Origin of the sequence: Acidovorax sp. Root70 (genome assembly GCF_001428225.1) — a bacterium.
Taxonomy (GTDB): domain Bacteria; phylum Pseudomonadota; class Gammaproteobacteria; order Burkholderiales; family Burkholderiaceae_C; genus Acidovorax.
This window is the reverse complement of the sequence record NZ_LMHQ01000032.1, coordinates 54140-78489: the sequence shown is the minus strand read 5'-3', so window position 1 is coordinate 78489 and position 24350 is coordinate 54140. Positions and strand designations below refer to the sequence as shown.

The following is a 24350-nucleotide window of genomic DNA, read 5'->3' as shown; positions in this document are numbered from 1 at the left end:
GTTCACTGCTCCACGGCTTGTGTGGTGGTGGCGTCGTCGGCCACGGCCGCAGCCTGGGCTGCACCGGCCTGGGCATTGCGGTGGCCGCCCAGCAGCGCGGCACCGATGAAGTCGCCGTTGGTGGGCGGGGACGCGATGATGACCTGGATCTTGTCCGAGAGCTTGTCGGCCAGCGTCTTCTGGATGAGCAGCGGGTGCTTGGTCACCAGCGCGCCTTCGCGGGCCATTTGCTCGGCGTTGACTTTGCCCACGCGGTCCATGCGGTAGGCCTCGGCCTCGGCCAGCTTCTGGCGGGCGTCGGCCTCGCCGTTGGCTTCGATGCGGCGGGCCTGGGCGGCACCTTCGGCGGCTTTGACGCGGGCCACGCGCTCGGCTTCGGCCTCTAGCTGGCGCTGCTCGATCTGGCGCTGCTTGAAGGGCAGCACATGCTTCATGGCCTCTTCCTGCGCCTTGGCGGCAATGACCTGCTCGCGGGCGGCGGCTTCGGCGGCCACTTCGCGGCGCACCTTGTCGGCGTTGGCGTCCAGCTCGGTTTCCTTCACGCGCTTGTCTTTCAGCTCCAGCGTGTAGCGCATTTTTTCGGAGGCCAGCTCTTCGGCCAACAGGCTGTCCATGCCCCGGCGGTACTCGGCGGGCAAATCCACCTTGCCGATCTGGATGCTGCGCAGCGTGACGCCATCGGCCGCCAAGCGAGCGCGCAGCTCGGTTTCGATTATCTGCGCAATCTCGGCACGCTTGGACGAGAAGATTTCACGCACGGTGTAGCGGGCAAACACCTTGTAGACCAGGCCTTGCACAGCGGGCTCGACGATGTCGGCGCCCACGTTGTCGGGCAGGTTGCCAGCCTTCACAGCGGGCGAGTTGGGGTCCAGCGCATAGCGCACGCTCAGATCCAGCCCCAGCGACAGGCCTTCGACCGACTGCAGCGGCGCGCTGCCCGTGGCCTGGCGCATGGCTTCGGGGCGGTAGCTTTGGTCGCGCAGCGAGAACACGCGCACCGTGTGCAGGCCGGGCACCACCCACACGCTGCCATCACGCCACAAGCTCACCGCGCCGGTGAACTGGTTCAGGCGCACACCCAGGTCGCCTTGCGCCAGGTGTTGCACGGGCGGATTGCGGTACACCATCAGGCCCGCTGCAGCCACCACGGCACCAGCGGCCAGCCAGCGCACCGTGCGGGCGGTGGGCAGCAGGTAGGCCCAGTTCAACGGGGCTGCCGACGCGGGAGCCGTCGTGGGGGTGGGGCCTTGCAGATCAGCGTCCAGCACGGGTTCCGTGCCCGCTTCGGGCAAGGGGGTAGAGCGGCGGCCCTTCAGGGTCTGCACGATGCGGTTCCAGGTGGCTTTCATGGTGTTTCTCTCTCAGGTGGTTTCGATGTTGTTGTCGCTTCTGAGCAGTCAAAGTGGCTGACTCATTGAGGACCGATTGTTCGAATTCACCCCGGAAGCAACAATGCAGCGCAGCCCCCAATGCGCTCACACCGCCCGCACGAACCTTCCGGCCCCGGAAGAAAAACTCACACAGCCCGGCGCGGGCCGCCGGGATAATCCGACCACCCCTTACTGCCCGCCCTGCCCATGACTCGCATTGCCGTGATCGAAGACGACCTGCCCACCAGCAACCAGTTGGCCGGGTGGATACGCAGCGCCAAGAGCGGCATCGTCATCGACCAGTGGTTCACCCGCGACGAGGCCGAAGCCGCGCTGGCCCGCGAGCACTACGACGCGGTGGTGCTCGACATCGAACTGGGCCGCGAGCGCCATGCGGGCGTAGCCCTGATCAACGCCATCAACAAGCTGCGCCAGGGCACGCCGGTGCTGGTGGTGTCGGCCATGCCAGCGGCCATTTACCGCAGCATCATGAAGGCGCTGGACGCGTGGGACTACCTGCAGAAAACCACGTTTGAAGAGGCAGACTTCATCGAGACCTTTCTCGACATCCTGCGCACCACACAGGCACAGGCCCCGGCCAGCGCAGCCCCTGCGCCCGTGGGCGACGCCCTGGTGCTGGACCCGCTGTGGCAACGCACCCCCACCTGGCGCGGCGAGCGCATCAACCTGCCGCTCACGGCCCAGCGCATCCTGGCCACGCTGCACCAGCGCAGTGGCGAGGTCGTGTCTTACGACGAACTGTTTGAGGTGGTGAAAAGCGGCCGCAACCGCGACAACGTGCGCAAGCATGTGAGCACCATCCGCGAGGCGCTGCGTGAAGTGGACCCCAGTTTTGAAGGCATTGAAAACGTGCCCATGCGCGGCTTCCGCTGGGTTGGCAAATGAAACGCCTGCTGCGCCCCGCACTCGACATCCCCCGCCTGGGCCTGCCGGCGTTCCGCCTGCGCATTCTGGTGCGCAGTGTGTTTGTGCTGCTGGCCTTGGCCACGGTGGCGCTGAGCGTGGTGGTGCTCAAGGACGAAAAGGAGCGCGCCTGGCAGGCCTACCAGCACGGCTTTGTGCGCAGTCAGGCCGAGGTCATGGCGCGGCTGCGCCATCCCTCGGGCCAGTTGGCGCTGCTCAATGCGAGCCACCTCGGCCAGGGCGTGACGCCGCTGGCGCCGCTGCTGCTGCCCTACGCCGCCATCGACTTTGACGACCCGCAAAAATCGCAGCAGGCGGTGGAGATGGCGGGCTGCTCGGTGCAGTATCCCGACGGGGCCTCGGTGTGCGCGGCGATTGGCAACAACCCGTACGCGGGCGGCTTCATTTACCTGGTGGGCAGCTTTTATGCGGGCGAGCTGACGCCCCGCGAGCGCGGTGCGCTGGTGCCTGCAGAATCACACCGTGCGCGCATCAGCCTGGACATGCGCGGCGCCACCTACCGCTGGATTGCGCCGTACGAGGCCATGCCGCCGCAAGGCAGCGCGGCGGTGCGCGGGCGGCTCACGGGGTTTGTGGACAACGGCGCGCCGCAGCTCGATGCCCATGCACGGCCGGTGCGCGACTTTCGCGGCTGGCTGTGGCAAAACGGCCAGTGCCGCGACCTGCCGCCAAAGCCCACCAACCAAACCTCCACTGGCACCTCTGCTGGCGCCCTCACTGGCGATGCTGCAGCGACAGACTGCGTGCGCCGCACCCACTACTCGATCCGTCTGCCCGTCGAGCTGTTTCGCGAAGCGCTGTTCCGCAAGGACGAACGCCTGGTCTGGCCGCCCGAAGACCTGGGGCAAATGCGTGTGCGCGTGGAGATGCTGGCGCCGGGCGAAGACTCCAGGCCGCTGTTTGACAGCAACGCGCCTGGCGCGCAGTTGGCCGCCTCGCTGAACGACCTCTCGCGCAGCCTGCTGCCGGGCGAGCGTGTGCAGATCCGCAAAATGGGCAGCGACGAGGCCAGCGCCATCACCCTCAAGGGCGTCGAAGTGCAGGCCGAGCCCTCAGCGCCCTGGCTGCTGCGCCTGATCCGCTGGCTGCCGCTGGATGCCGCAGGCGTGGGCCCGGCGGCGGTAACACCCGTAGCGCCCACGGGGCTGGATATTCTGGACACGCCTACCGGCAACTACGTGGTCAACTTCACCGGCCATCTGCGCGGTGTGGAGCAGGGCCTGGCGGCCGTGGCCACGCGCCTGTCGTGGTACCTGGGCGCCATGCTGGGGGCGATTGCACTGGCCTGGCTGGTGGTGGAAGTGGGCCTGATCCGCCGCGTGACGGCCCTCACCCGCCGCGCCGCTGCGGTGTCATACAACGTGCAGCCCGGCCACACCGGCCCCAGGCTGGGCGACCTGGACGTGTCCGACCTGCGCGGATCGGACGAGCTGGGCATTCTGGCGGGCGGCCTGGCCGACCTGCTGCAGCGCGTGAAGGACGACCTGCAACGCGAACAACTGCGTGCCCAGCAAGAGCGCGACATGTGGCACGCCGTGGGGCACGAGATCATGTCGCCCCTGCAGTCGCTGATGGCGCTGAACGGCCCGCAAGACCCCGGCCACCGCTATGTGCAGCGCATGCAGCAGGCCATCCATGTGCTCTATGGAACGGCATCGCCCGCCGAAGCACTGCAGGCCGCCGATGTGCCCGAGGGGCGACTGGACCTGGACGCCTTCTTGCGCAACGTGGCCGATAACGCGCACTTTGCGGGCATCCTGGACGTGGTGTATGCCCCGGGTTCAAGCGACTCAGGCCCGGTCATCGTTCGCGCCGACGAGTTTGCGCTGGAAGACGTGGTGACCCACATCCTGCGCAACGCCGACCGCTACCGCCCCACGGGCAGCCCTATCACGCTGACGCTCACTGCGTCAGAATCCACCGCTAGCGCCACGCTGCACAACCAGGGATCGACGATTGCCGAAGACCTGCTGGAGCGGATTTTTGAACTGGGTGTGTCCGACCCCGGCAGCCCCACCCCGTTGGGCGAGGGCGAACACCGGGGCCAGGGCCTGTTCGTGGCCAAGACCTACATGGCCAAGATGGGCGGCACCATCAACGCCCGCAACACCGAGGGGGGCGTGGCATTTACGCTGACTTTTCAGCGGCTAGGCTGAGACCCCAGGGGTCTTCTGCACGAATCGAGCGCAAAGGATGCGCTGCGGATAGAGACGGGCTGCAAGGCGCAGCAATAGCCATAGCTATTGCGAGTATTTGAAACGTCGCATACCACCCGAGATCGCAGGTGCACACGGCGCGGTAATTCGTGCGGAGGGTCCCGAGAACCCGCAGCAGCGCTATCGCAGCCCAGGATTTGCACAGCACTCGTCATTAGCCCCTGGGGCGCTGCGATGGACGGCGATTGTGCTGCAGCGCTCTACTCGAACTGGACCGTTGTCGCCTGGAGCACGCCCGAAACCACTTGGCTGCCACTCACCGATACGCGTGCACCATTGCGCAAATCTTTCGCGGTACCGTTGGTGAACACAACCGAACTGTTCGATGCATCCACCGGCTGCCCATTGACGCGAAAGTCCGCTACGGATCGGTACTGCCCCACCGTGCCGATGAGCTGGAAACTTGCAGGGCCACCAACCCCGGGCGCGTATCGGATGCGCGCCCGCTTGGCCACCAACACGCCACCCACCATGGTGCCCGCAACTTCGAGCCGGACGCCGTTCCCGATGCTCGATGCAGGCCCTCCTGTGACCAGGGCAGAAGCGATATTCACGCGCTGACCGTACAACAGGAAATCCGAATTCAGCCCCCCGAAGCTAGAAACGATACCCAGCAAATTCGCGGCGAAACTCCCCGTGGTTGGCAGGGTGTGTCCTCGCCGAATCTGTTGTGCGTTGAGAACCCCATTGACAGGCAAGGCCGTTGCTCGCACGTACACCACCATCCCGTTAGCCAATGAGCTGCCAACCAACGTTCCGCTGAACGACGCGGCGCCATAGTTGACCAACAATCCTCCCAGGCTGAAGGTCTTGGAAGCTGTATCGAGTTGCCCCACCGCCCCGGACAAGATGAGAGGCAAGCTGGAACTCTTGCTCTCGATCCGGCTGGCGCGCCAACTGCCATCGCCAATGGGCAACGCATACACCTGCACAGTGGTGCCCACTTTGATGGACGACAAAGACGTGACGCCGTCGTAAATGGTGGCCTCATCTACCAAAACGCGGGTTCCTGACACCTCCAGCGCGCCTGCAGCAGCATCTACCGCTGTGGCAGCACCCCGGAATTCGGGGACCGAGAGCACTGTCGTTGCAGTACCCGTCAGAAGGTCTGGCTGAATGGAGCCGCCGACCAAAACGGTCATCCCGAGACGCAATGCATCTGAATCTTCTGTGGTGATCTGGGCCGAATCCGTAGCGAAACGTACCCCGTTCACGATCACACTGCCAAAGCCGTCTGCGACGCCGACACCCACCGCGGAAGCAGTCACCCCCGTGCCACCAGAGCCCACTCCGCCGCCATCGCCGGGACCTGCTGCCACGCCATCTCCAGAACCATCGCCTGTACCTGTACCTGTACCTGTACCTGTACCTGTACCTGTACCTGTACCTGTACCTGTACCTGTACCTGTACCTGTGCCTGTGCCTGTGCCTGTGCCTGTGCCTGTGCCTGTGCCTGTGCCTGTGCCTGTGCCTGTGCCTGTGCCTGTGCCTGTGCCTGTGCCTGTGCCTGTGCCTGTGCCTGTGCCTGTGCCTGTGCCTGTGCCAGCATCCGAGCCAGTACCAGTACCAATGCCAGTACCTACCCCAGTGCCAGGGGATGTACCCGTTCCAGGTCCAGCGGTATCGCTACCTCCACCCGACACAGATGAATCTGCAGAGCCACCGCAAGCGGCCAATGTGACCCACACCGTCAGCAAGACGGATCGGATCAATACGTGAATGGGGCTTTTCATCGCTAATCTTTCACAGGACGAGATGCATCCAACTCGTCGACATTTCGTTGCGCAGGTTCTGCAGGAACGTCAACGCCTTCCGACGTATCACGCTCCTTTTCGTAGTAAGCGTAGATGCCGACACGCATGCGTCCGGCACCTTGACCGTCGCTCTGCTCCACGGCATCCGTCATCTCACGCACAAGAAGATGGTGAACCTTCTCCCATTGCTGACGCGAAAGCTGCTGAATGCGCTCACAGTCTTCCAGGGACAAGCCTGAGGCAAAAACTGCGCGCTCCAGCATGCGAGGCTGTTGGCCCAGGGTGTTGGACACGGCCGCTTGAAGATGATCACGCACGTTATCTCCCAGAAAGGCCAGCATGTCCCGCACGCTCGCGGTGGGAGTAAAGCTGTCTCCGAGCAAGTGGACCTCTCCGTCCGAGAGCGTAACCAAGTTGAGCCGTTGCAGCTCCTCCAATACGGTGCGATGGTGCACATTTCCTCGGGTCGCAAACCGGGACAGCAACTCAAAGGAATGACCGTCCCCTGAATCCGCCAACGGCAGCGTGCGCTGCGACGTATCTTCAGCAACGACCTGAAGCCAAGCGGTATACGCCTTGGCTGCCGCTGAACTTTCGGTGGCAGGCAGAACAGTTCGGGTGTCGCGCACTCGGGCTGTCACGTCCTTGCGATTGAGCCCGGTGGTAGTCGCAAGCTGACTCAGATTGGGCTTGGAGCCGTCTTTTTTGTTCCAGAGATTTCGCGCTTCATCCACCAGGAGATCACGCAGCACTTCTTCAAGCTGCGGATGTTTCAGCCCCATGGCCAACGCCAGACGCACCGCTGGCCGCAGGATGCGTGCCAAAGCAGCTTGGGTCCAGGAGAGTCGATCTTGCATGGGTATGGATGGGTAACCGGCGATTTTCCGCGAGTTTCAGCACATTGACGCGTGTCGGCCACGTTTGGCGCGCAAAGCGTGTTGCCAATCCAACGGCAAGGAGCAACCTCAAAAGCTGCCGCTCATCGGCAATGCAATACCGCTCATCTCCAGCGCCTCCACGAAACAACTTGCAATAATTGAAATGTGATAATTTCACATACACAAACAACACCGAGCCCCGCAAAGGAGAAACAGCATGGAGCGCAGCAAGGGTTTCTCCTTGATTGAACTGATGATCACGGTGGCCGTGATTGGCATTCTGGCGGCGGTGGCCTACCCCTCCTATCAGGATCAGGTACGCAAATCGCGCCGTGCGGAGGCGCAGTCCGCGCTCATGGACATTGGCACCCGCCAGCAACAGAGGCTGCTGGATACACGCACCTATGCCGCGACCACCGCGGCATTGAACGTCACCGTTCCTCCCCAGGTCACCACTTACTACGCCATTAGCGTGTCTGCACCAGCCAGCACCCCTCCATCATTCACGGCGACAGCCACCCCTCAGGGTGACCAGGCAAAGGACAAGTGCGGAACGCTAGCGATTGATAGCACCGGCACAAAGACCGCAGTCAAAAGCGGAAGCGCCCAAACGGGCTGCTGGTAGGGAAGCATCATGCGCATCGCAATACGCACGCCGGCCCGCGGCTTCACGCTGATAGAGCTCATGGTCACTGTGGCTTTGCTGGCGGTGGTGGTGTCATTGGCGGCCCCATCGTTCCGCGCTCTGTTGGAAACGCAGCGGATGCGGGCAGCAGCCTTTGACCTGATGGCAGATCTGACGCTAGCCCGTAACGAGGCCGTCAAGCGCGGTGTGCTTGCGTCTCCCGTCACCCTCAGCCCAACGTCGGGCAACCAAGACCATTGGGAGTCGGGCTGGAGCGTGATGGTAGGCACCGAAGTCGTGAGCCGCAAAAGTGCCGTCGGTGGTGGCGTAACGTTCACCGGCCCCGCAACCGTCACCTTCGACGCCAGTGGTCGTGTGTCCAACACCACCTCGGTAGCGAGATTTGCACTGGCCAATAGCAACGCCAGTCGCAGCCGCTGCATCTCCCTGGACCCCTCCGGTCGCCCCAAGAGCTCCACCACCAATTGTCCGTCCCCATGAAAGCCAGATCTCACCAACAAGGCGTCCTGCTGATCGAGGCCCTGATCGCCATGCTAATCGTGGCCTTCGGGGTGCTGGGCTTCGCGGGCCTGCAAGCCAAGACCACTCTGGCCAATCTCGAGGGCTATCAACGCTCCCAGGCGCTCATCCTGGTCAGCGACATGGCCGAGCGAATCAACCTCAACCGTGCCAGTGCCGCCGACTACGTAGCCAACAACATCGGCCTGACCGATCCTGGTGATTGCACCCAGCCCTCCCTGACCATCGCCCAAAAAGATGTTTGCGAGTGGTCCAAAGCCATCCAGGGCGCCGGTGAGACGCAAGGCACCACCAAGGTGGGGGCCATGATCAATGCGCGAGGCTGCATCACATCCCCCGCTGCCAACCAGTACCTCATCGCGCTAGCCTGGCAAGGGCTGCAGGCCACCGGCGCGCCCGCCAATACCTGCGGCCAAAACGCCTACAGCAGCGAAGACATGCGCCGCGTTGCGTCGGTCGTCATCCAAATCGGCACCCTGGCCAACACTCCCGCACCATGAGCTCATCCCCCATCTTACGTGCCCGCAGCTGGCACCGCGGTGCCCAGTTGCAACGAGGTTTTTCGCTGATGGAGCTGATGGTCGGCCTGACCATTGGCATGGTGCTAGTCGCCGGATTAGCCGTGCTGTTTGCCAATACAAGTCGTTCTGGCAACGAACTCGAAAAAAGCATTCGCCAGATCGAAAACGGTCGGTACGCGATCGAGCTGCTACATGACGAACTTACCCTGGCCGGCTTTTATGGCGAGGTGCCCGGGGATCTTTCCAACTATTCCAGCCCTGACGTCTGCGCCACTGCGCTGGCAGACCTGGGATGGGATAAAACCACACCCTCGACTCCCCGCTTGCCGCAACCGGTGCGTGGTCTGTCGACCACGGAAGCCGCAGCGCTGCCAACCACCTGCATCCCCAACTACAAACCCGGTACGGTGGCCTTTGCTGTACACCGGCTCGGTACGGAAGCCGTGGCGCCAGCCACTGTGAGTACCACCGATGTACCCTATGCGCAAACCTCGCGCTGCAACAGCGACCCAGTAGCCGACCCCTTCATCCTGTCCGGGGTCGCCAGTAACCTGAATCTCAAAACTTTCAGTTGCGGAAGCACGAGCTTCAATACCGTGCGGCCCTACCTGTCGCGCGTTTACTACATCGCCAGCTGCAACGAGTGCGGTAGCGGCGGGGACGCCACCCCCACCCTCAAGATGGCTGAGCTGCGCGGCACGGCCATGATCACCGTCCCCTTGGCAGAGGGCATTGAGAGCATGGTGCTCGAATACGGGTTTGACACCACCGACCCGGCGTCCGCGACCGCATCCGCGGCCGACAAAGGGCGGCCCGATGTGTTCCGCACCGGCCTGAGCGGTACGGCAGGCGCAAGAGATAACGACTGGAGCAACGTGGTGGCCGTGCGCTTGCATCTGCTGTCCCGCACCGTGGAGCCCAGCTCCGGCTACAACGACTCGGGCAAAACCTACACCTTGGGCCCTACCTCGGTTAGTGGTGACACCACCGGCTTCAAACGCCGGGTGTACACCACCACCGCCCGCCTGATCAACGTGGCCGGCCCCCGGGAAGTTCCTTCCACACCCTGACACTCCATGAAAACCCCTTCCTCCCAACGCGGCGCGACACTGGTGGTGGCCCTGATCTTTCTGGTCCTGATGAGCCTGTTCGCCCTCAGCGCCTTCAACAGCTCCAGCAGCAACCTGCGCATAGTGGGAAATACCCAGGCTCGCCAGGAGAGCCTGGCAACGGCCCAGGTGGCGGTGGAGGCAACGATCAGTTCCGCAGACTTTGCCACCAATCCAGCCAAGGTGGCGGCATCACCCCTGCAAGTCGATGTGGATGGAAATGGCACTACGGACTACACAGCCACATTGACTCCACCACCTGAATGCACACGCGTTCGCCCTCTCACGGACATACCGGACCCAGTACCAGGCGAACCCGACCCCCTTGCAGCCTGCCGGTCAAGTACCACCCTCATTCCGGGTTGCCTTACCACTGAGTGGAATATCCGGGCCGCAGTCGCTGACTCGCGCAGCAATGCCCAGCTAGCCGTTAATCAAGGTGTCAGTGTCCGTGTTCCCGCATTGCTCTTGCCTGAATCGTGCAAATGAAATATCGGAGAAATATCAATATGTCCTATTCGATCACACAGAACCTGTATCGCTGGGCCATCACCGCCACGGCAGCACTAGTTGCACTTCCTGCCCTGGCGCAATACAGCAGCGATATTGACATTTACTCGGGCACCGGCTCCGGGTCAACGTCCAACGTACTTTTTGTTTTGGATAGTTCTGCCAACTGGAACGCCAGTCTAAAGCACACGTGCGTCTACAGCGACGGCACTGGCGCTCCCAGCAAAGGTCAAACTAAAGGGGGGATGGAGCAATGCGCCATATATAACGCCATTGAGGGGTTACAACCGAATGCCGATGGTTCTGCACCGTTCAATATTGGCTTCATGATTTTTAATGAAACCAATGTGGATACGGGTGCCCGAGTCATTAAGGCGCTCACCCCTCTAACCTCCGCAGGGAAAACTGAATTAAAAAACTTCCTCAAGACGTTGGATCAGAATCAGTCTCCCTCGCCCACATCGTATGCCTTGGCTATGCACGAGGCATATCTCTATTTTTCGCAAAAAACCCCATTCTCGGGTCAACGGGCTGGCACACTTCCCTACGACCCCAATGCATTCAGCGGTGGAAAATATGTGCTGCCCGCTGGTTCTGATTGCGGCAGAAATTACCTCATAATTATCGCGAACGGACCGCCGCAGGGCGATCAGATGTCCAATGACGTCATGAAGGCGATGCTGGCCACAGCGGGGGGCAGCGTTGCACCCATCACCTACGCGGCAGGCACGGTAGACCCCAAAGATGCGGCCAACTGGACCGATGAATATGCGCGATTCGTCAATGGCGTGGATCGCACCGCAGTGGCCGACGGAGCTTATGCAACCACCCACACCATCGCGGTCACGGGTGCTCCCAGTGACAAGGCCACCTATCCAGAAATCTTCAGAGGCATTGCCAAGGTCGGTGGTGGAGACTTCTACACGGCCTCAAACTCAACGGCGCTCTCCATCGCTCTGGGCGAGGTGTTCAGCCAGTTGCAGGCGGCAAACAGCGTATTTTCTTCCGCCAGCTTGCCTGTTAGCGCGAATGCACGTGGCAGCTACTTGAATCAGATCTTTATGGGCATGTTCCGCCCAGATGGTGATGCCAAGCCGCGTTGGAGAGGCAATCTCAAACAGTACAAATTCACCTACGACCCCACAACGGACAGTATTGCCTTGGCCGACGCAAACGGAGACGGCGCGATCAGCAGTGCCACTGGCTTTATCAAACCCTCGGCCGTGTCATATTGGACCGCCCCCAGCAGCTTCTGGGTTAATCAGCCACTCGGTACGCCACCCAATGTGGCAGACAAAACGTCCGACTCGCCTGATGGGGACATTGTGGAGAAAGGCGGCATTGCGCAGCAAATTCGTACCACTTATGCCACTAGCCAGTCTGCACGCAAGTTGTATACCTGCATCGGCTGCAGCACCAATACCAATTTGGCCACAAATACATCCACCCAGTTCACCACAGCCAACAGCAGCAGCATGGCGGGCATTTCGACCGATAGTACGCAGCGTGATTTGATCATCAACTGGGTGCGTGGTACCGACAATGCCGGCGATGAAAAAGGCCCTGGAGGCACCACCACCATTCGCCCCAGCGCTCATGGCGATGTGCTGCACTCCCGCCCTGCCGTGGTGAACTACGGTACCGACGCATCTCCGAATATTGTGGTGTTTTATGGATCCAATGACGGCACGCTTCGCGCAGTCAATGGCAATCAATCCGGCACCGGGGCTGGTCAGGAATTGTGGGGATTCATCCCGCAGGAGCATTTCGGAAAACTCCAGCGGTTGAGAAACAACAGCCCGGAAGTACGCCTCTCTACCACAACGGTACTTTCCTCGGCAACCAATCCGCCCACTACTCGTGATTACTTTGTGGATGGCCCCATTTCTGTATATCAAACCAGCTCCAAAGTCTATTTGTACTTTGCCATGCGACGTGGAGGACGTTTTCTGTACGCGCTGGATGTCACGGACCCGGCACAGCCTAAATTCCTCTGGAAAAAAGCCAACACCGATACAGGATTTGGCAGTCTTGGCCAAACATGGTCGGAGCCCCGCATTGCCAAAATCAAAGGATCGACCGACCCCGTTATCGTAATGGGCGCTGGCTATGATGCCAGTGCAGAAGATGTGACGCCGGTGGGCACTACCAGCATGGGGAATGCGATTTTGGTGTTGAACGCACTTACGGGTGACAAGATTGCGCAGTTCAATACGGACCGCAGCGTACCAGCCGATGTCACCCTGGTAGATTCAGACTCAGACGGTTATATAGATCGGGCCTATGCCGTGGATCTGGGTGGGAACATCTACCGGATTGACTTCGAAACCAGTACATCCACAGCAATCAGCGAATGGGGCATCTACAAGCTGGCAGCTCTCAAGGGCTCGGGCACCCGCAAGTTCTTCTATGCACCCGATGTCGTAATGTACAAAGCCTTTGCAGCAGTGCAGGCAGGCTCGGGCGACCGCGAGAAGCCCCTGGATAAAACCTCATCTGATGCGTTCTTCACTGTGCTTGACAAAAACCCAACCAAGGGAACCTTGAGCGGCTTCACCCCGGTGGTGCCGTCAAACCTGGGGCTGGTGGGAACTACTGACAGCAAAGTCAATGGCTGCTTTATCAACATGAGCACAGCGGGCGAAAAAATCGTCAATGCCCCACTCACCTTCCTTGGCACCACCTATTTCGGAACCAACATGCCCGCGCCACCCAAAAGCGGCATCTGCAGTGCAAATCTTGGCGAAGCAAAGTCCTACTCTGTCCCGCTGTTATGCCAGACCCCCACCGTTAATAAGTTCATTGGTGGAGGATTGCCGCCCAGCCCTATTGCTGGGTTTACGACCGTGACCTATAGCAAGCCCAATGGAGATGGAACCAGCACAGAGGTGAAGGTCCAGACACCATTCATCTCTGGGACGGCAAAGAATAAGCCTGCCGCTATCGAGTTCGACAATCCAAAACTTAACCTTAATATGCCCCGCAAGCGCACGTACTGGTACCAGGAGAAGGCACGCTGATCCAGCGAGCACCAACGAAAAAAGGGCCGACGCATGCGTCGGCCCTTTTTCATAGAAGTCGGAAAAGCCTTTCAGCCGTCCAACTGCCCACGCATCGCTTGGATGACAGCGCGGTAATCCGGCTTGCCAAAAATGGCACTGCCCGCCACAAACGTATCGGCCCCCGCATCGGCCACGCGGCGGATGTTGTCGGTCTTGATGCCGCCATCGACTTCCAGACGAATGTCCTTGCCGGACGCGTCGATGCGCTTGCGCACGGCTTCGATCTTGCGCAAGGCGGAGTCGATGAAGCTCTGGCCGCCAAAGCCGGGGTTCACGCTCATGATGAGGATGAGGTCGATGTCGTCGATGACCCAGTCCAACACATCCAGCGGCTCAGCGGGATTGAACACGAGCCCGGGCTTGACGCCCTTCGACCGGATGGCCTGGATGCTGCGGTGCACATGGCCCGAGGCATCGGGGTGAAAGCTGATGTAGTCCGCACCCGCATCGGCAAAAGCGACGGCCAGGGCGTCCACGGGCTGGATCATCAGGTGCACGTCAATCGGCACGGCCACGCCCGCAGGCGTTTTTGCGTGGGGTTTCAAGGCCTGGCAGACCATGGGGCCAAAGGTCAGGTTGGGGACGTAATGGTTGTCCATCACATCGAAGTGGATCCAGTCGGCGCCAGCGGCAATGACGTTGCGCACTTCTTCGCCCAGGCGGGCAAAGTCGGCAGAAAGGATGGAGGGGGCGATTTGGAATGTGCGGCTCATCCCTCGATTGTCGCAAAGCGCAGGGCCACTGGGGTTTTTGACGCCGAGGAGTTGTCCACACACCGGTCGGCACGGTTACCATGCGGCCCATGCCAAAGCACCAGTTTGACGTGGAAGTGCTGCCCGAATACCTGCCCGAGCAGTCAGCCCCGGACACGGGGGTGTTCAGCTTCGCCTACACCATCACCATCACCAACGCAGGTGATACACCTGCGCAGCTGATCTCCCGACACTGGATCATCAGCGACGCGCGCGGCCACACCGAAGAAGTCAAGGGGCTGGGCGTGGTGGGGCAGCAGCCGCTGCTCAAGCCCGGCGAGTCGTTCCAGTACACCAGCGGCTGCCGGCTGCGCACCTCCAGCGGCACCATGCACGGCACCTTCCACTGCGTGGCCGAAGACGGCGAACCTTTCAACACGCCAGTGCCCCTGTTTGTGCTGGAGGCGATCAGCCACGGCCCGTCGGGCGAACCCTTGAGCGGCCGGGTCCTGCATTGAAGATCCATCGCCCCCCCTCTCCCCGCTCCGTGCGGTTGCTGCCCCCCGAAGGGGCCGCTGTTCATCTTGGGGGCCCCCGGCGATGAAAAAGACCGCCGAGCCCAAAGATCTGGCCAGCCTGCTGGCCGCACTGGACCCTGCCGCCGACCTGGCCCATCGCCATCTGTGGCTGATCCACCTGCTGGATTGGGTGCGCGGCAAGCGAGATTCCGTCCCTGCCTCCGTGGGGCGGGTGCAGCTCTTCATGGAGGCCGTCGCGGCGCGGCCCGACATCCGGCAGCGGCTAAAGGACTGGTGGGCCACGCTGGTGGACCAGGTGGACATCACCACCTTGCTCGCAGACTTTGGCTTTGCACCCCGCACGGCACTGGTCAGCGAGGTCGCAGAGCGCCTGCGCACCAAGCTTTTACCCGGCAGCCCCGAGACCATTGACGCGTCAGAACTCTTCATGCTGGCCCTGCCCAGCGCCTTTGACGCCCAATGGCTGGCAGCGCTGGACGAGAGCACCCTGAACCAGCTGGTAACACTGCTGGCCGAGAACGACACGAACGAAAGCCCTGGGGGCGCCACGCGCTGGCACAAGGCTTTGCTGGACGCCATCACTTATTGCGCAGGGCAAATCCTCTCGACCGGTTTCGCACCCGAACTGCGGCTGCGCATGAGCGAATCTGCACGGGAGGCACAACCCTTCCACGCCCTCATCCGCGACGTGGAAAGCCTGCGGGTCGAGGTGCTGCACGCGCTGCGCACCCCCGACCGGCTCAACGAGACCGCCCAACGCCTGCGCGAGCGGCTGGAGTCTTGCCGCGCGGCGGCGGCCACGGTGTATACCCATTTCGAAGACAACGGCATCTCGGTAGGGCTGGTGTTCCGCTTGCGCCAGTTGCGCGAGCGCATCTTGCGCGTGCGGGTGCTGCTCGACTGCCTGCTGTCCGCGCAGCCCGCCGTCACTGCGGCGCAGCTCATGGCACAGCTGGTGATGGTGGGGCAGGAGCGGCGCAGCCTGCGCGCGCTGCTGGCTTCCAACTCCTCGCTGCTGGCGGCCAAGGTGGCCGAGCGCAGCGCCGAGACGGGCGAGCACTACATCACCCGCACCAGCGCCGAATACCGCTCCATGCTGCGCAAGGCAGCGGGGGGCGGGGCGCTGATGGCCTTCACGACCCTGATCAAGTTTGGCCTGTATGCGCTCGCGCTCTCGGCCTTCTGGGGCGGCTTCATGGCGGGCATCAACTATGCCGTGAGCTTTGTGCTGATCCAGTTGCTGCACTTCACAGTGGCCACCAAACAACCGGCCATGACCGCGCCCGCCATGGCGGCCAAGCTCAAGGAGCTGGGCACCGGTGATGCCATCGAGTCGTTCGTGAACGAGATCACGCACCTGGTGCGCTCGCAGGTGGCCGCTGTGCTGGGCAACGTGTTGGTGGTGTTCCCGGCGGTACTTGCATTGGCCGCGCTGATTGCGCTGGCCACGGGCCACCCGGCGATCAGCGAGAAACAGGCAGAGCATGTGTTCGAGTCCCTGCACCTGCTGGGACCTTCGCTGTTTTTTGCCGCCTTCACCGGGGTGCTGCTGTTTGCCTCCAGCATCATCGCGGGCTGGACGGAGAACTGGTTTGTGCTGCACCGCATGGACTCGGCCCTGCACTACAACCCACGCATCACCAGGCTGCTGGGCGCCGAGCGTGCCGCGCGCTGGGCGCGCTTCCTGCGCGAGAACCTGTCGGGCTTCGCGGCCAACATTTCGTTGGGCTTCATGCTCGGCCTGGTGCCTGCGTTTGCTGCGTTTTTCGGGCTGGGGCTGGACGTACGGCATGTCACTCTCTCCACCGGCCAGATGGCCGCCGCCAGCGCTACGCTGGGTCTGCAGGTGCTGCAGCTGCCCGCGTTCTGGTGGGCCATGGCGTCACTGCCCTTCCTGGGAGCGTTGAACGTGTCGGTCAGCTTTTACCTGGCCTTCAGCCTGGCACTGCGCGCGCAGAACGTGAGCGGCGTGGACCGCGCACGCATTTATGCGGCCATCCGCGCCCGCCTGCGCACTGCGCCCCTGAGTTTTTTTGTGCCCGAACGGCACCAGCCGGTGCGCACGCCGGCGCAGGGGTGAAGCGGCAACCGCCGCCTCTGTCCTACACCGGTGGAGTGTTTCCGCCTGTAAATTCGGTGCACCTATGCTCCGACCCGCCCCGTCCCGCCTGCGGACGGCCCGTGTGCTGGAGTCTCCCTACCGACGGGCACCGCCCGTCTGACGCAGAGGTTTGATGACATGAATGAAATCCTGAGCTTTTGGGCGCAGTGGCTGCGCCCCTCGGCCGGGCTGCCCACGGTGCAATGGTCACTGCTGCTGGCAGTGGCGGCCATGGCGGGCTATCTAACCCAGCGCCACACAGGTCTTCCCAAGGTAGTGGGCTATTCGCTGGTGGGCACGGCGGCCGGCCTGGCAGGCTTCAGTGGCGCGGTCTGGCCTCTGCAGGGCATTGGCCTGTTCCTGCTGGAGCTGGGCGTGGCCATTGTGCTGTTTGAATGTGGCGGGCGCATTCCGCTGCGCTGGTTCCGCCACAACCCTATGGTGCTGGTGCAAAGCATTGCCGAATCGGTGCTGACCTACTTTGCCGTGTACTGGGTCCTGGTGTGGCTGCACTTGCCCGTGCAGGCAGCGGGCCCGCTCGCTCTGGTGGCACTGGCGGCCTCGCCTGCGGTGCTGACCCGCGTGGTGGCCGATACCCGCGCAGCAGGCCCGGTGACCGAACGCGCCATTGTGCTCACCACGCTGTCCACGTTGTACGCGCTGACGCTGGGCAGCGCCAAGGCAGAACTCATCAACCGCCAGAGCCTCACGCTGCTCGAAACCATCTCGCCCGTGGTGGTGGTGCTGGGCGTATCGATTGTGGTGGCCGCTGTACTGGCCCTGGTGCTGCGCATGGCGCTGCGCTTCATGAGCCCCACCAGCGAAAACACCTCCATGCTGTTCCTGGCCCTGGTGGCCGCTGGCACAGCGGTGGCCGCGCACATGGGCGGGTCGGCGCCTCTGGCTGCGCTGTTGGGCGGCATGCTGCTCAAGCAGCTCAACCCCCGCCCCTGGGCCTGGCCGCGCCAGCTGGGCAACGCGTCATCCTTGCTCACCATGTTGATGTTCGTACTGGTGTCCACCGTGGCTGCGCAGGCCGACTGGAGCGCCCCTGTGGCCGGCGTGGTGCTGGCCCTGATCGCCGTGCGCCTGCTGGCCAAGGCACTAGGCGTGGCACTGGGCAATGTGGGCAGCGGCGCCAGCTGGAAGCAGGCCTTCTGGGTGGGCTGCGCGATGACACCCATGTCGTCCATCGCCCTGCTGATTGCCTCGCAGTTCGTGCTTGCATCGCCTTCGACCGGCCATGTGATTGCCGGCGTGGCGCTGCCCGCCATCTTGTTGATGGAGGTGTTCGGCGCCGTCATTGCCACCGTGGCCATTTACCGTGCGGGCGAAAGCTCCAAACCCTGGGCGCCCCTGACGCGCAGCAACAACGGAGAAAACCACCGTGAGTCTTGAAGCCTTCAACCATTCCGAGCCGCTGACGCTGGGCGTCGAGCTGGAGCTGCAGCTCGTCAACACCAACGACTACGACCTCGCGCCCTACGCGGAGGACATGCTGCGCCTCATGCAGAAAACCCCGCTGCCCGGCAGCGTGGTGCCCGAGATGACGAACAGCATGATCGAAATCTCCACCGGCATCTGCCACTCGGCCAGCGAGGTGCTGGGCCAGCTCACGCCGATCCGCGATGCGCTGGTCAAAAGCGCAGACAAGCTCAACATTGCGGTGGTGGGCGGCGGTACGCACCCTTTCCAGCAATGGCACGAGCGCCGCATCTACGACAAGCCACGCTTTCGCGAGCTGTCCGAGCTGTATGGCTATCTGTCCAAGCAGTTCACCATCTTCGGCCAGCACGTGCACATTGGCTGCCCGGATGCCGATGCCGCGCTGCTGATGCTGCACCGCATGTCGCGCTACATCCCGCACTTCATTGCGCTGTCGGCGTCGAGCCCCTATGTGCAGGGGCAGGACACGGCGTTTGATTCGGCCCGACTCAACTCGGTGTTTGCGTTCCCCTTGTCGGGCCGCGCCCCCATGGCGCTGACCTGGGACGACTTCACCACCTACTTCAACAAGATGACCCGCACGGGCGTGGTCAAGAGCATGAAGGACTTCTACTGGGACATTCGCCCCAAGCCCGAGTTCGGCACCATCGAGATCCGCGTGTTCGACACGCCACTGACCATCGAGCGCGCTGCGGCCCTCGCGGGTTACGTGCAATCGCTGGGCGCATGGTTCCTGGCCGACCAGCCCTTCATGCCCGAAGAGGACGATTACCTGGTCTACACCTACAACCGCTTTCAGGCCTGCCGCTTTGGCATGGACGCGGTGTATGTGGACCCCGCCACGGGTGACCACATGCCGCTGCGCGAACACATCCTGCGCACCATGGACAAGATCGCCGGCCACGCGGCCGTGCAGGGCGCATCGAGCGCCATGCACATGCTGCGCACCGAGGTCGAGGCGGGGCAGAACGATGCCCGCTGGCTGCGCCAGCGCCAGAGCGAAGAGCAGCTGCTGGCCGAGGTGAGCCGCCAGGCGGCACAGCGCTTTCGCGGCGCGGCGGCCTGATCCGCACTCTCGAAGCCGGCCACATCACGCGCTGGCTATCTCATGCAGCCAGCGCCAATCTGCGCGCTTGCTGCGTACGCCCGCCATAGCCCCAGTCGCTGGCGGGCAGCTCCCGCACCACCACGTAGCTGGCCGCCGCCAATGCGCCATCACCCGCCAGCCGGCGCTGCAGCTCGGCAAACGCAGCGGTGATGAAGGCGGCCTTCTCCTCTTCGGTGTTCGTGCCTTGGGTGATGCTGATCTCCAGCAAGGCCGTGGGCTGCGCCACAGGCGCACCGCCGATATGCCAGCGCGCGGCGGGCAAGTCGTCAATGACCACGGCCGTGACCTCGCGGCGCTTGCCCAATAGCTGAACCGTGAGGTCGGTCAGCGCGCTGGCCAGCGCCTGGTAGCGCTCGGGGTTGTGCAGCGGGGTCAGTTTCAGGACAAGGGTGGGCATGGTGTCGTGGCTTCCAGTGTGGATGGGTGGGAGGGTGCGGACTGGGTCTGCATCGCATGAAGAACCCGTCGGTAAAGGCGCACAAGCCCCCGCGCTACCCAGGCATGGGCATCGCGGATCGCCTCCTGGCGCAACTGCAGCGCGTGGCGCTTGGCGGCATCGCGCAGGCGCTGGTAGTCGTCGGGGTGCAGGTGGGGGTTCATGGCATTCCTTTCGGGGTGGAGCCACTGTAGGCAGCACAGGGCGCGGCGGAAACGGCGGGTTGTGCAAGACGGCTTTGCGCCTGCTGCAAAGCCCCCCCGTTACCATTGCCCGATGCGCGACATCCGCTTTGAAGACATGCACCTGTTTGCCCGCGTGGCCGATCTGGGCTCGCTGTCGGCCGTGGCGCGCGAGCGCGATGCGCCGGTAAGCCAGGTCTCGCGCGCGCTGGCGCGCATAGAGCAATCCTGCGACGCGCGGCTGGTCCATCGGAGCACGCACGGGCTCACGCTCACGGCCGAGGGGCAGACCTTTCTGGACTACTGCCGCCGCATCACCGGCGCACTCGACGAGCTCGAAGGCGAGTTCGCCCAGCAAAGCAGCCAGCCCAGCGGCTGGGTGCGCGTGGCCTCCAGCTCGGTGGTGGCCGAATACCTGCTCATCCCCAGCTTTGAGAGCCTGCAGCAACAGCACCCGCAGCTGCGTGTGGAGCTGGTGGTGGACGACCGCATGGCCGATATGGCGCGCGACGGCATCGACATCGCCATCCGCACCGGCCCGCCGCTGACCGACACCGTGGTGGCGCGCCCGCTGGGCACGCTGGCCCGCGCGCTGTATGCCACACCCGGCTACCTGCAAGCCCACGGTGTGCCGCAGCGGCCGGGCGACCTGCGCCAGCACCGACTCATCACCAACAGCGCGGTGGCCTTTCTGAACCACTGGCCCTTTCTGATCGATGGCGTGCACGAGGTACTGGTGGCCGAGGGTCACTGGCGCTCGGGCAGCACAGCCATCACCGCGCGCCTGGCGTTGCAGGGCCTGGGCATCGCGCGCCTGGCCACCGTGGTGGCCGATCCCCTGGTACGCCAGGGCCTGCTCGCGCCCGTGCTGGCCCACTGCGTGGACCTGCAGCCCACGCCCATCCACGCCATCACCCTCACTCGCAGACACCGGCTGCCCAAGATCCAGGCCTGTATCGACCACTGGGCGACGTGGTTCTCTAAGCAAGCCAGCGGTGCTGGACACCCATGACGCCTTTTGACCTTTTCTGGATTACCAACCACTGCCATGGGTGAATTCGACCTAATTGCGCGTTATTTCACCCGCCCCGTGCGCAAGGCGGCCCTGGGTGTGGGCGACGACTGCGCACTGCTGGCGCCCGCACCCGGCACGCAACTGGCCATCTCCAGCGACATGCTGGTGGAGGGTCGCCACTTCTTTGCCGACGTGGACCCCGAAGCCCTGGGCCACAAGGCGCTGGCCGTCAACCTTTCGGACCTGGCGGCCTGCGGCGCCAAGCCGCTCGCTTTCACCCTGGCCCTGTCGCTGCCCCGGGTGGATGAAACTTGGCTTGCAGGCTTCTCGCGCGGGCTGCTGGCGCTGGCCGATGCGCATGGCTGCGAGCTGGTGGGCGGCGATACCACGCAAGGCCCGCTCAACATTTGCATCACCGTGTTTGGCGAGGTTCCCACCGGCCAGGCCCTGCTGCGCAGCGGTGCGCGGCCGGGCGACGACCTCTATGTGAGCGGCACGCTGGGCGATGCCAGGCTGGCGCTGGAGGCGCTGCTGGGCCACATTGCCCTGCCCGCCGAGGTGCTGACCCGCGCTCGCCAGCGGCTGGAGCGCCCCACCCCGCGCGTGGCCCTGGGCCTGGCGCTGCGCGGTGTGGCCAGCAGTGCCATGGATGTGAGCGATGGCCTGCTGGGCGACCTGTCGCACATCCTGAAAGCCTCTGGCGTGGGGGCCCGAATCGACACCTCATTAACTACTGATTTGATAGCAGAAAAGGCATATTCGACCAGCGCATCCGGCGTATTCGACGCTAAACTGCTCCACCAATGCACGTTGGCAGGCGGTGACGACTACGAACTGGCCTTCACCGCCCCACCCGCGCAGCGCGATGCCGTGGCTGCCGCGTCGCAAGCCAGCGGCACGCCCGTCACCCGCATTGGCACGGTGCTGGCCGAGCCCGGCCTGCAGTTGGTGGATGCACTGGGGCAGGTGGTGGAGAACCGCTATGCCTCGTTCGACCATTTCGGGTGATGGGTGGTGGACGGCAAAAATTTTTTCAACCCATGAATCCTTTTGCGCAAACAGCGGCTCTTGGTGGTGAAGGCGCCCTGTGCTGGCACCTTCGTCACCACACCAAGGAGCTTTTCACCATGCTGTACCGCAAGAACATCACCCGCCCCGAAAGCCTGCTGCGCGCTGTCGGTGGGGTCGCCCTCATCGCCGCGGGGCTCTGGTGGCTGTCCGCCTCGCCCCTAGGCTTGGTCCTGGCCGCCTCGGGCGTCGGCAGCATTCTGAGCGGCGCTTTCGGCTACTGTCCCGCCTGCGCCATGGTGGGTCGCAAACCCGTCGAGTGAGCGGCGCCCCATGACAGCAACGTCCCCGTCCCTCACCGTGGCCCAGCTGCTGCCCGCCGCGCGCAGCGGCGATGCCGTGGCGATGGAGCAGCTGCTGCGCCTCACCCGTCCTGACATCCGCCGCTATGCGCTGCGCCACTGCGCAGCCACCACAGCCACCGATGACGTGGTTCAGGAAGCGCTGATCATCGTCTACCGCCGCGTGGGCGCACTGCGCGAGGTGGCGGCGTTTGGCGGCTGGGTGGTGCGCATCGTGCAGCGGCTGTGCATGCGGCCCATGCTGGCCTGGCTCAAGGGCGAGCCGCTGGCGCAGGTAGAGGACAGCCTCGCCTGGTCGCACCGTCCCGACCACGAACTGCGCCACGACCTGGCCCTGGCCATCGACTCGCTGCCGCCCCTTTACCGCGAAGCCCTGCTGCTGCGCGACTTCGAGGAGCTGACTATCGAAGAAATGGCGCAGCGGCTGGGCGTGACACGTGAGGCCGCCAAAAGCCGCCTGCACCGCGCGCGGGCCCTGGTGCGCGAATACCTGGTGCCCACGGACCAGCACCCGACAAGCTAGGCCACGGAGAGACGCAGGGCCCCTGCCCTCAACGCATCTGGAACAACTCCTGGTGAAAGCGCGCAGGCGAACGCCCCAGCTGCTGCATGCCCTGCCGCACCGCCTCGGCAAAACCCTGCGGCCCGCAGAACCACACACTTGCCGCGTTGCTGGTGCCTGCCAGCAGCGTGGCCGGTGTCACGGGCCCGGCATCGTCGCTGTAGTGGATCTCCAGCGTCACGCTGGGCAGACGCGCGCACAGCGCAGCCATGCGTTCGGCAAACACCGCCTCGCCCGCATGGCGCACGCAGTAGTGCAGGTGCACCCGGGGTGCCAGCGCGGGCGTGGACTGCAAGGATTCAAGCCAAGCCATGAACGGCGTGGCGCCGATGCCTGCAGCCACCCACACCTGCTCGGGCGCGCTGTCGCTGCGAAAGTCAAAACAGCCATACGGCCCCTCGATGTCCACCCGCTGGCCCGGCTGCACTTGCAAAGGCAACTGCGCCGTGTGATCGCCCAACGCCTTGATCGCAAAACGCAGCGTGCCGTCACCCTGGTCTGCATTGAGCACGGTGAACGGGTGCGCGCCTTCGGCTTTGCCAAACGTGACAAACGCAAACTGCCCGGCCGTGTGCCGCCAGGCGCTGGCGGGGCTAACCTGGCAGGTCACCTCCAGCACGCCAGCGGCTTGCTGCGACACGCTGACCACGCGGGCCGCGTGGCGGCGGCCGCGCCCGATGGCCCCGGCCAGCGAGCGCACAGCGCACAACACGCCCGCCAGCGTGCAAAGGCCCACCAGCACGCCCGCAGGCTGCGCCCACCAGGCGGGCGGCGTCAGCACCACCGCATGAAACGCCAGCACCAGGTACACCCCAGCCAGCAGCTTGTGCAGGTAGCGCCACACGTGGTACGGGAACCGCTGCCACAGCGTGATGACCAGCATGGCCGCGAGGAACCACACCGCCCACTCCCCCATCTCTTCGGCCAGGTGGCGGAAGGTGTTGAGCCACCAGTCTGCGCGCGGCGTGCGCACTGGGCGGCCCACCCAGGCGGCCAGCAGGCTGCGCGACAGCTGCAACCCATAGTGCAACAGCCCCAGCACGATGGCTCCGATGCCCGCCCACTTGTGCAGGCGGTAGCTCTTGTCCAGGCCGTCCAAGGACTTCTCAAGCCACGCGGGGCGCACGGCCAGCACCATGATCAGCGACATCAGCGCCCACGCCGCCACCCCGGTAAGCAGGATCAGCTGGTTGCGCCACCACCAGATATCACCCCACGCGGGTGGCGCTGGCTGGGGCACCCACAACGCCAGCAGCCACGCGCCCATGGCCACTGCCAGAGAGCCACCCAAGACCTTCTTCCACATCACACGCCTCTGTCCATTTATTGCAATGCAACAAATATAGAGAGCCGCGATGAACGCCACCTG

24 protein-coding genes are annotated in these 24350 nt (G+C 63.7%); 16 read left to right on the top strand and 8 right to left on the bottom strand.

Features of this window, described 5'->3' with window-relative positions; all coding sequences use genetic code 11:
* Positions 1–2: 2 nt before the first annotated feature.
* Positions 3–1349 (bottom strand): SPFH domain-containing protein, encoded by a 1347-nt coding sequence (locus ASD94_RS21970; protein WP_056647879.1) that lies wholly within the window; start codon positions 1347–1349, stop codon positions 3–5.
* A 228-nt stretch (positions 1350–1577) separates the two neighbouring features.
* Here ASD94_RS21970 and ASD94_RS21965 point away from each other — a divergent pair, with 228 nt between their 5' ends.
* Positions 1578–2276 carry a response regulator transcription factor gene (locus ASD94_RS21965; protein WP_056647878.1) on the top strand — a complete coding sequence of 233 codons (699 nt, stop codon included), beginning with the start codon at positions 1578–1580 and terminating at the stop codon, positions 2274–2276.
* Positions 2273–4471: a HAMP domain-containing sensor histidine kinase gene (locus tag ASD94_RS21960; RefSeq protein WP_056647876.1), complete on the top strand. Its 2199-nt coding sequence runs from the start codon at positions 2273–2275 to the stop codon at positions 4469–4471. Before ASD94_RS21965 ends, ASD94_RS21960 begins: the two co-directional genes overlap by 4 nt.
* A gap of 260 nt (positions 4472–4731) precedes the next feature.
* Here ASD94_RS21960 and ASD94_RS21955 read toward each other — a convergent pair whose 3' ends face one another.
* The 3 genes from ASD94_RS21955 to ASD94_RS21945 form a co-directional block, all read right to left on the bottom strand.
* The gene (locus ASD94_RS21955) at positions 4732–5799 is read right to left on the bottom strand and encodes a DUF5666 domain-containing protein (RefSeq protein WP_156391498.1); all 1068 of its coding nucleotides are present in this window, start codon (positions 5797–5799) and stop codon (positions 4732–4734) included.
* A complete protein-coding gene (locus ASD94_RS23900; protein ID WP_056647870.1) occupies positions 5796–6080 on the bottom strand; it encodes a hypothetical protein in 285 nt (94 codons plus the stop codon). Before ASD94_RS23900 ends, ASD94_RS21955 begins: the two co-directional genes overlap by 4 nt.
* 186 nt (positions 6081–6266) lie before the next feature.
* Entirely contained in the window at positions 6267–7142 is an 876-nt protein-coding gene (locus ASD94_RS21945) for a DUF6502 family protein (protein ID WP_056647868.1), read from the bottom strand.
* Between the two features lie 238 nt (positions 7143–7380).
* On the opposite strand from ASD94_RS21945, the gene ASD94_RS21940 reads away from it, so the two are divergent.
* The 6 genes from ASD94_RS21940 to ASD94_RS23410 are packed head-to-tail and all read left to right on the top strand — an operon-like array spanning position 7381 to position 13488.
* Positions 7381–7788 carry a type IV pilin protein gene (locus ASD94_RS21940; protein WP_056647866.1) on the top strand — a complete coding sequence of 136 codons (408 nt, stop codon included), beginning with the start codon at positions 7381–7383 and terminating at the stop codon, positions 7786–7788.
* A gap of 9 nt (positions 7789–7797) precedes the next feature.
* On the top strand, positions 7798–8289 hold the full coding sequence (locus ASD94_RS21935; protein WP_056647863.1) for a GspH/FimT family pseudopilin: 492 nt from the start codon (positions 7798–7800) through the stop codon (positions 8287–8289).
* Complete coding sequence (gene pilV, locus ASD94_RS21930; RefSeq protein WP_056647861.1) at positions 8286–8828, top strand: type IV pilus modification protein PilV; 543 nt, start codon at positions 8286–8288, stop codon at positions 8826–8828. The genes ASD94_RS21935 and pilV overlap by 4 nt, the downstream gene beginning before the upstream one ends.
* Positions 8825–9919, top strand: coding sequence for a PilW family protein (locus tag ASD94_RS21925; RefSeq protein WP_233247217.1), 1095 nt, complete (start codon positions 8825–8827; stop codon positions 9917–9919). The genes pilV and ASD94_RS21925 overlap by 4 nt, the downstream gene beginning before the upstream one ends.
* Positions 9920–9925: 6 nt before the next feature.
* A complete protein-coding gene (locus ASD94_RS23415; protein WP_082576976.1) occupies positions 9926–10447 on the top strand; it encodes a PilX N-terminal domain-containing pilus assembly protein in 522 nt (173 codons plus the stop codon).
* Between the two features lie 20 nt (positions 10448–10467).
* Entirely contained in the window at positions 10468–13488 is a 3021-nt protein-coding gene (locus tag ASD94_RS23410; protein WP_158274168.1) for a pilus assembly protein, read from the top strand.
* 71 nt (positions 13489–13559) lie between these two features.
* Here the strand turns inward: ASD94_RS23410 and rpe are convergent, their stop codons facing one another.
* Positions 13560–14243 (bottom strand): ribulose-phosphate 3-epimerase, encoded by a 684-nt coding sequence (gene rpe / locus ASD94_RS21915; protein WP_056647855.1) that lies wholly within the window; start codon positions 14241–14243, stop codon positions 13560–13562.
* 89 nt (positions 14244–14332) lie between these two features.
* Here rpe and apaG point away from each other — a divergent pair, with 89 nt between their 5' ends.
* From apaG to ASD94_RS21895, 4 genes are all read left to right on the top strand, one after another.
* Positions 14333–14740 (top strand): Co2+/Mg2+ efflux protein ApaG, encoded by a 408-nt coding sequence (gene apaG, locus ASD94_RS21910; protein ID WP_056648345.1) that lies wholly within the window; start codon positions 14333–14335, stop codon positions 14738–14740.
* Between the two features lie 82 nt (positions 14741–14822).
* Positions 14823–16841: a site-specific recombinase gene (locus ASD94_RS21905; RefSeq protein ID WP_056647850.1), complete on the top strand. Its 2019-nt coding sequence runs from the start codon at positions 14823–14825 to the stop codon at positions 16839–16841.
* 159 nt (positions 16842–17000) lie between these two features.
* Positions 17001–18260: a cation:proton antiporter gene (locus ASD94_RS21900; protein ID WP_056647845.1), complete on the top strand. Its 1260-nt coding sequence runs from the start codon at positions 17001–17003 to the stop codon at positions 18258–18260.
* Positions 18250–19374: a YbdK family carboxylate-amine ligase gene (locus ASD94_RS21895; RefSeq protein WP_056647842.1), complete on the top strand. Its 1125-nt coding sequence runs from the start codon at positions 18250–18252 to the stop codon at positions 19372–19374. Before ASD94_RS21900 ends, ASD94_RS21895 begins: the two co-directional genes overlap by 11 nt.
* A 40-nt stretch (positions 19375–19414) precedes the next feature.
* Here the strand turns inward: ASD94_RS21895 and ASD94_RS23810 are convergent, their stop codons facing one another.
* Both ASD94_RS23810 and ASD94_RS23805 read right to left on the bottom strand, forming a co-directional pair.
* Positions 19415–19813, bottom strand: coding sequence for a tautomerase family protein (locus ASD94_RS23810; protein WP_056647838.1), 399 nt, complete (start codon positions 19811–19813; stop codon positions 19415–19417).
* Positions 19795–20016 (bottom strand): hypothetical protein, encoded by a 222-nt coding sequence (locus ASD94_RS23805; protein ID WP_158274169.1) that lies wholly within the window; start codon positions 20014–20016, stop codon positions 19795–19797. The genes ASD94_RS23810 and ASD94_RS23805 overlap by 19 nt, the downstream gene beginning before the upstream one ends.
* A gap of 112 nt (positions 20017–20128) precedes the next feature.
* On the opposite strand from ASD94_RS23805, the gene ASD94_RS21885 reads away from it, so the two are divergent.
* The 4 genes from ASD94_RS21885 to ASD94_RS21870 all read left to right on the top strand — a co-directional run bounded on the left by ASD94_RS21885 (position 20129) and on the right by ASD94_RS21870 (position 22942).
* Positions 20129–21046, top strand: a complete 918-nt coding sequence (locus ASD94_RS21885) for a LysR family transcriptional regulator (RefSeq protein ID WP_056647835.1) — start codon at positions 20129–20131, stop codon at positions 21044–21046.
* Between the two features lie 36 nt (positions 21047–21082).
* Positions 21083–22057, top strand: coding sequence for a thiamine-phosphate kinase (gene thiL / locus ASD94_RS21880; protein WP_056647832.1), 975 nt, complete (start codon positions 21083–21085; stop codon positions 22055–22057).
* Positions 22058–22176: 119 nt separating this feature from the next.
* The gene (locus ASD94_RS21875) at positions 22177–22380 is read left to right on the top strand and encodes a DUF2892 domain-containing protein (RefSeq protein WP_056648342.1); all 204 of its coding nucleotides are present in this window, start codon (positions 22177–22179) and stop codon (positions 22378–22380) included.
* Positions 22381–22390: 10 nt separating this feature from the next.
* Entirely contained in the window at positions 22391–22942 is a 552-nt protein-coding gene (locus ASD94_RS21870) for an RNA polymerase sigma factor (RefSeq protein ID WP_056647829.1), read from the top strand.
* Between the two features lie 28 nt (positions 22943–22970).
* On the opposite strand, the gene ASD94_RS21865 is transcribed toward ASD94_RS21870, so the two are convergent.
* A complete protein-coding gene (locus ASD94_RS21865) occupies positions 22971–24287 on the bottom strand; it encodes a ferric reductase-like transmembrane domain-containing protein (protein WP_056647826.1) in 1317 nt (438 codons plus the stop codon).
* Positions 24288–24350 lie beyond the last annotated feature (63 nt).

Excerpts from the sequence above, each read along its gene's own strand:
- ASD94_RS23410 (WP_158274168.1), top strand. The coding sequence starts at position 10,468 with ATGTCCTATTCGATCACACAGAACCTGTATCGCTGGGCCATCACCGCC.
- ASD94_RS21945 (WP_056647868.1), bottom strand. The coding sequence starts at position 7,142 with ATGCAAGATCGACTCTCCTGGACCCAAGCTGCTTTGGCACGCATCCTG.
- ASD94_RS21925 (WP_233247217.1), top strand. The coding sequence starts at position 8,825 with ATGAGCTCATCCCCCATCTTACGTGCCCGCAGCTGGCACCGCGGTGCC.
- thiL (WP_056647832.1), top strand. The coding sequence starts at position 21,083 with ATGGGTGAATTCGACCTAATTGCGCGTTATTTCACCCGCCCCGTGCGC.
- ASD94_RS21960 (WP_056647876.1), top strand. The coding sequence starts at position 2,273 with ATGAAACGCCTGCTGCGCCCCGCACTCGACATCCCCCGCCTGGGCCTG.
- ASD94_RS23805 (WP_158274169.1), bottom strand. The coding sequence starts at position 20,016 with ATGAACCCCCACCTGCACCCCGACGACTACCAGCGCCTGCGCGATGCC.
- ASD94_RS21970 (WP_056647879.1), bottom strand. The coding sequence starts at position 1,349 with ATGAAAGCCACCTGGAACCGCATCGTGCAGACCCTGAAGGGCCGCCGC.
- ASD94_RS21885 (WP_056647835.1), top strand. The coding sequence starts at position 20,129 with ATGCGCGACATCCGCTTTGAAGACATGCACCTGTTTGCCCGCGTGGCC.
- ASD94_RS21900 (WP_056647845.1), top strand. The coding sequence starts at position 17,001 with ATGAATGAAATCCTGAGCTTTTGGGCGCAGTGGCTGCGCCCCTCGGCC.
- ASD94_RS21870 (WP_056647829.1), top strand. The coding sequence starts at position 22,391 with ATGACAGCAACGTCCCCGTCCCTCACCGTGGCCCAGCTGCTGCCCGCC.
- pilV (WP_056647861.1), top strand. The coding sequence starts at position 8,286 with ATGAAAGCCAGATCTCACCAACAAGGCGTCCTGCTGATCGAGGCCCTG.
- ASD94_RS23810 (WP_056647838.1), bottom strand. The coding sequence starts at position 19,813 with ATGCCCACCCTTGTCCTGAAACTGACCCCGCTGCACAACCCCGAGCGC.
- ASD94_RS21935 (WP_056647863.1), top strand. The coding sequence starts at position 7,798 with ATGCGCATCGCAATACGCACGCCGGCCCGCGGCTTCACGCTGATAGAG.
- ASD94_RS21865 (WP_056647826.1), bottom strand. The coding sequence starts at position 24,287 with ATGTGGAAGAAGGTCTTGGGTGGCTCTCTGGCAGTGGCCATGGGCGCG.
- ASD94_RS21905 (WP_056647850.1), top strand. The coding sequence starts at position 14,823 with ATGAAAAAGACCGCCGAGCCCAAAGATCTGGCCAGCCTGCTGGCCGCA.
- ASD94_RS21875 (WP_056648342.1), top strand. The coding sequence starts at position 22,177 with ATGCTGTACCGCAAGAACATCACCCGCCCCGAAAGCCTGCTGCGCGCT.
- ASD94_RS21965 (WP_056647878.1), top strand. The coding sequence starts at position 1,578 with ATGACTCGCATTGCCGTGATCGAAGACGACCTGCCCACCAGCAACCAG.
- apaG (WP_056648345.1), top strand. The coding sequence starts at position 14,333 with ATGCCAAAGCACCAGTTTGACGTGGAAGTGCTGCCCGAATACCTGCCC.
- ASD94_RS23415 (WP_082576976.1), top strand. The coding sequence starts at position 9,926 with ATGAAAACCCCTTCCTCCCAACGCGGCGCGACACTGGTGGTGGCCCTG.
- rpe (WP_056647855.1), bottom strand. The coding sequence starts at position 14,243 with ATGAGCCGCACATTCCAAATCGCCCCCTCCATCCTTTCTGCCGACTTT.
- ASD94_RS23900 (WP_056647870.1), bottom strand. The coding sequence starts at position 6,080 with ATGCTGGCACAGGCACAGGCACAGGCACAGGCACAGGCACAGGCACAG.
- ASD94_RS21940 (WP_056647866.1), top strand. The coding sequence starts at position 7,381 with ATGGAGCGCAGCAAGGGTTTCTCCTTGATTGAACTGATGATCACGGTG.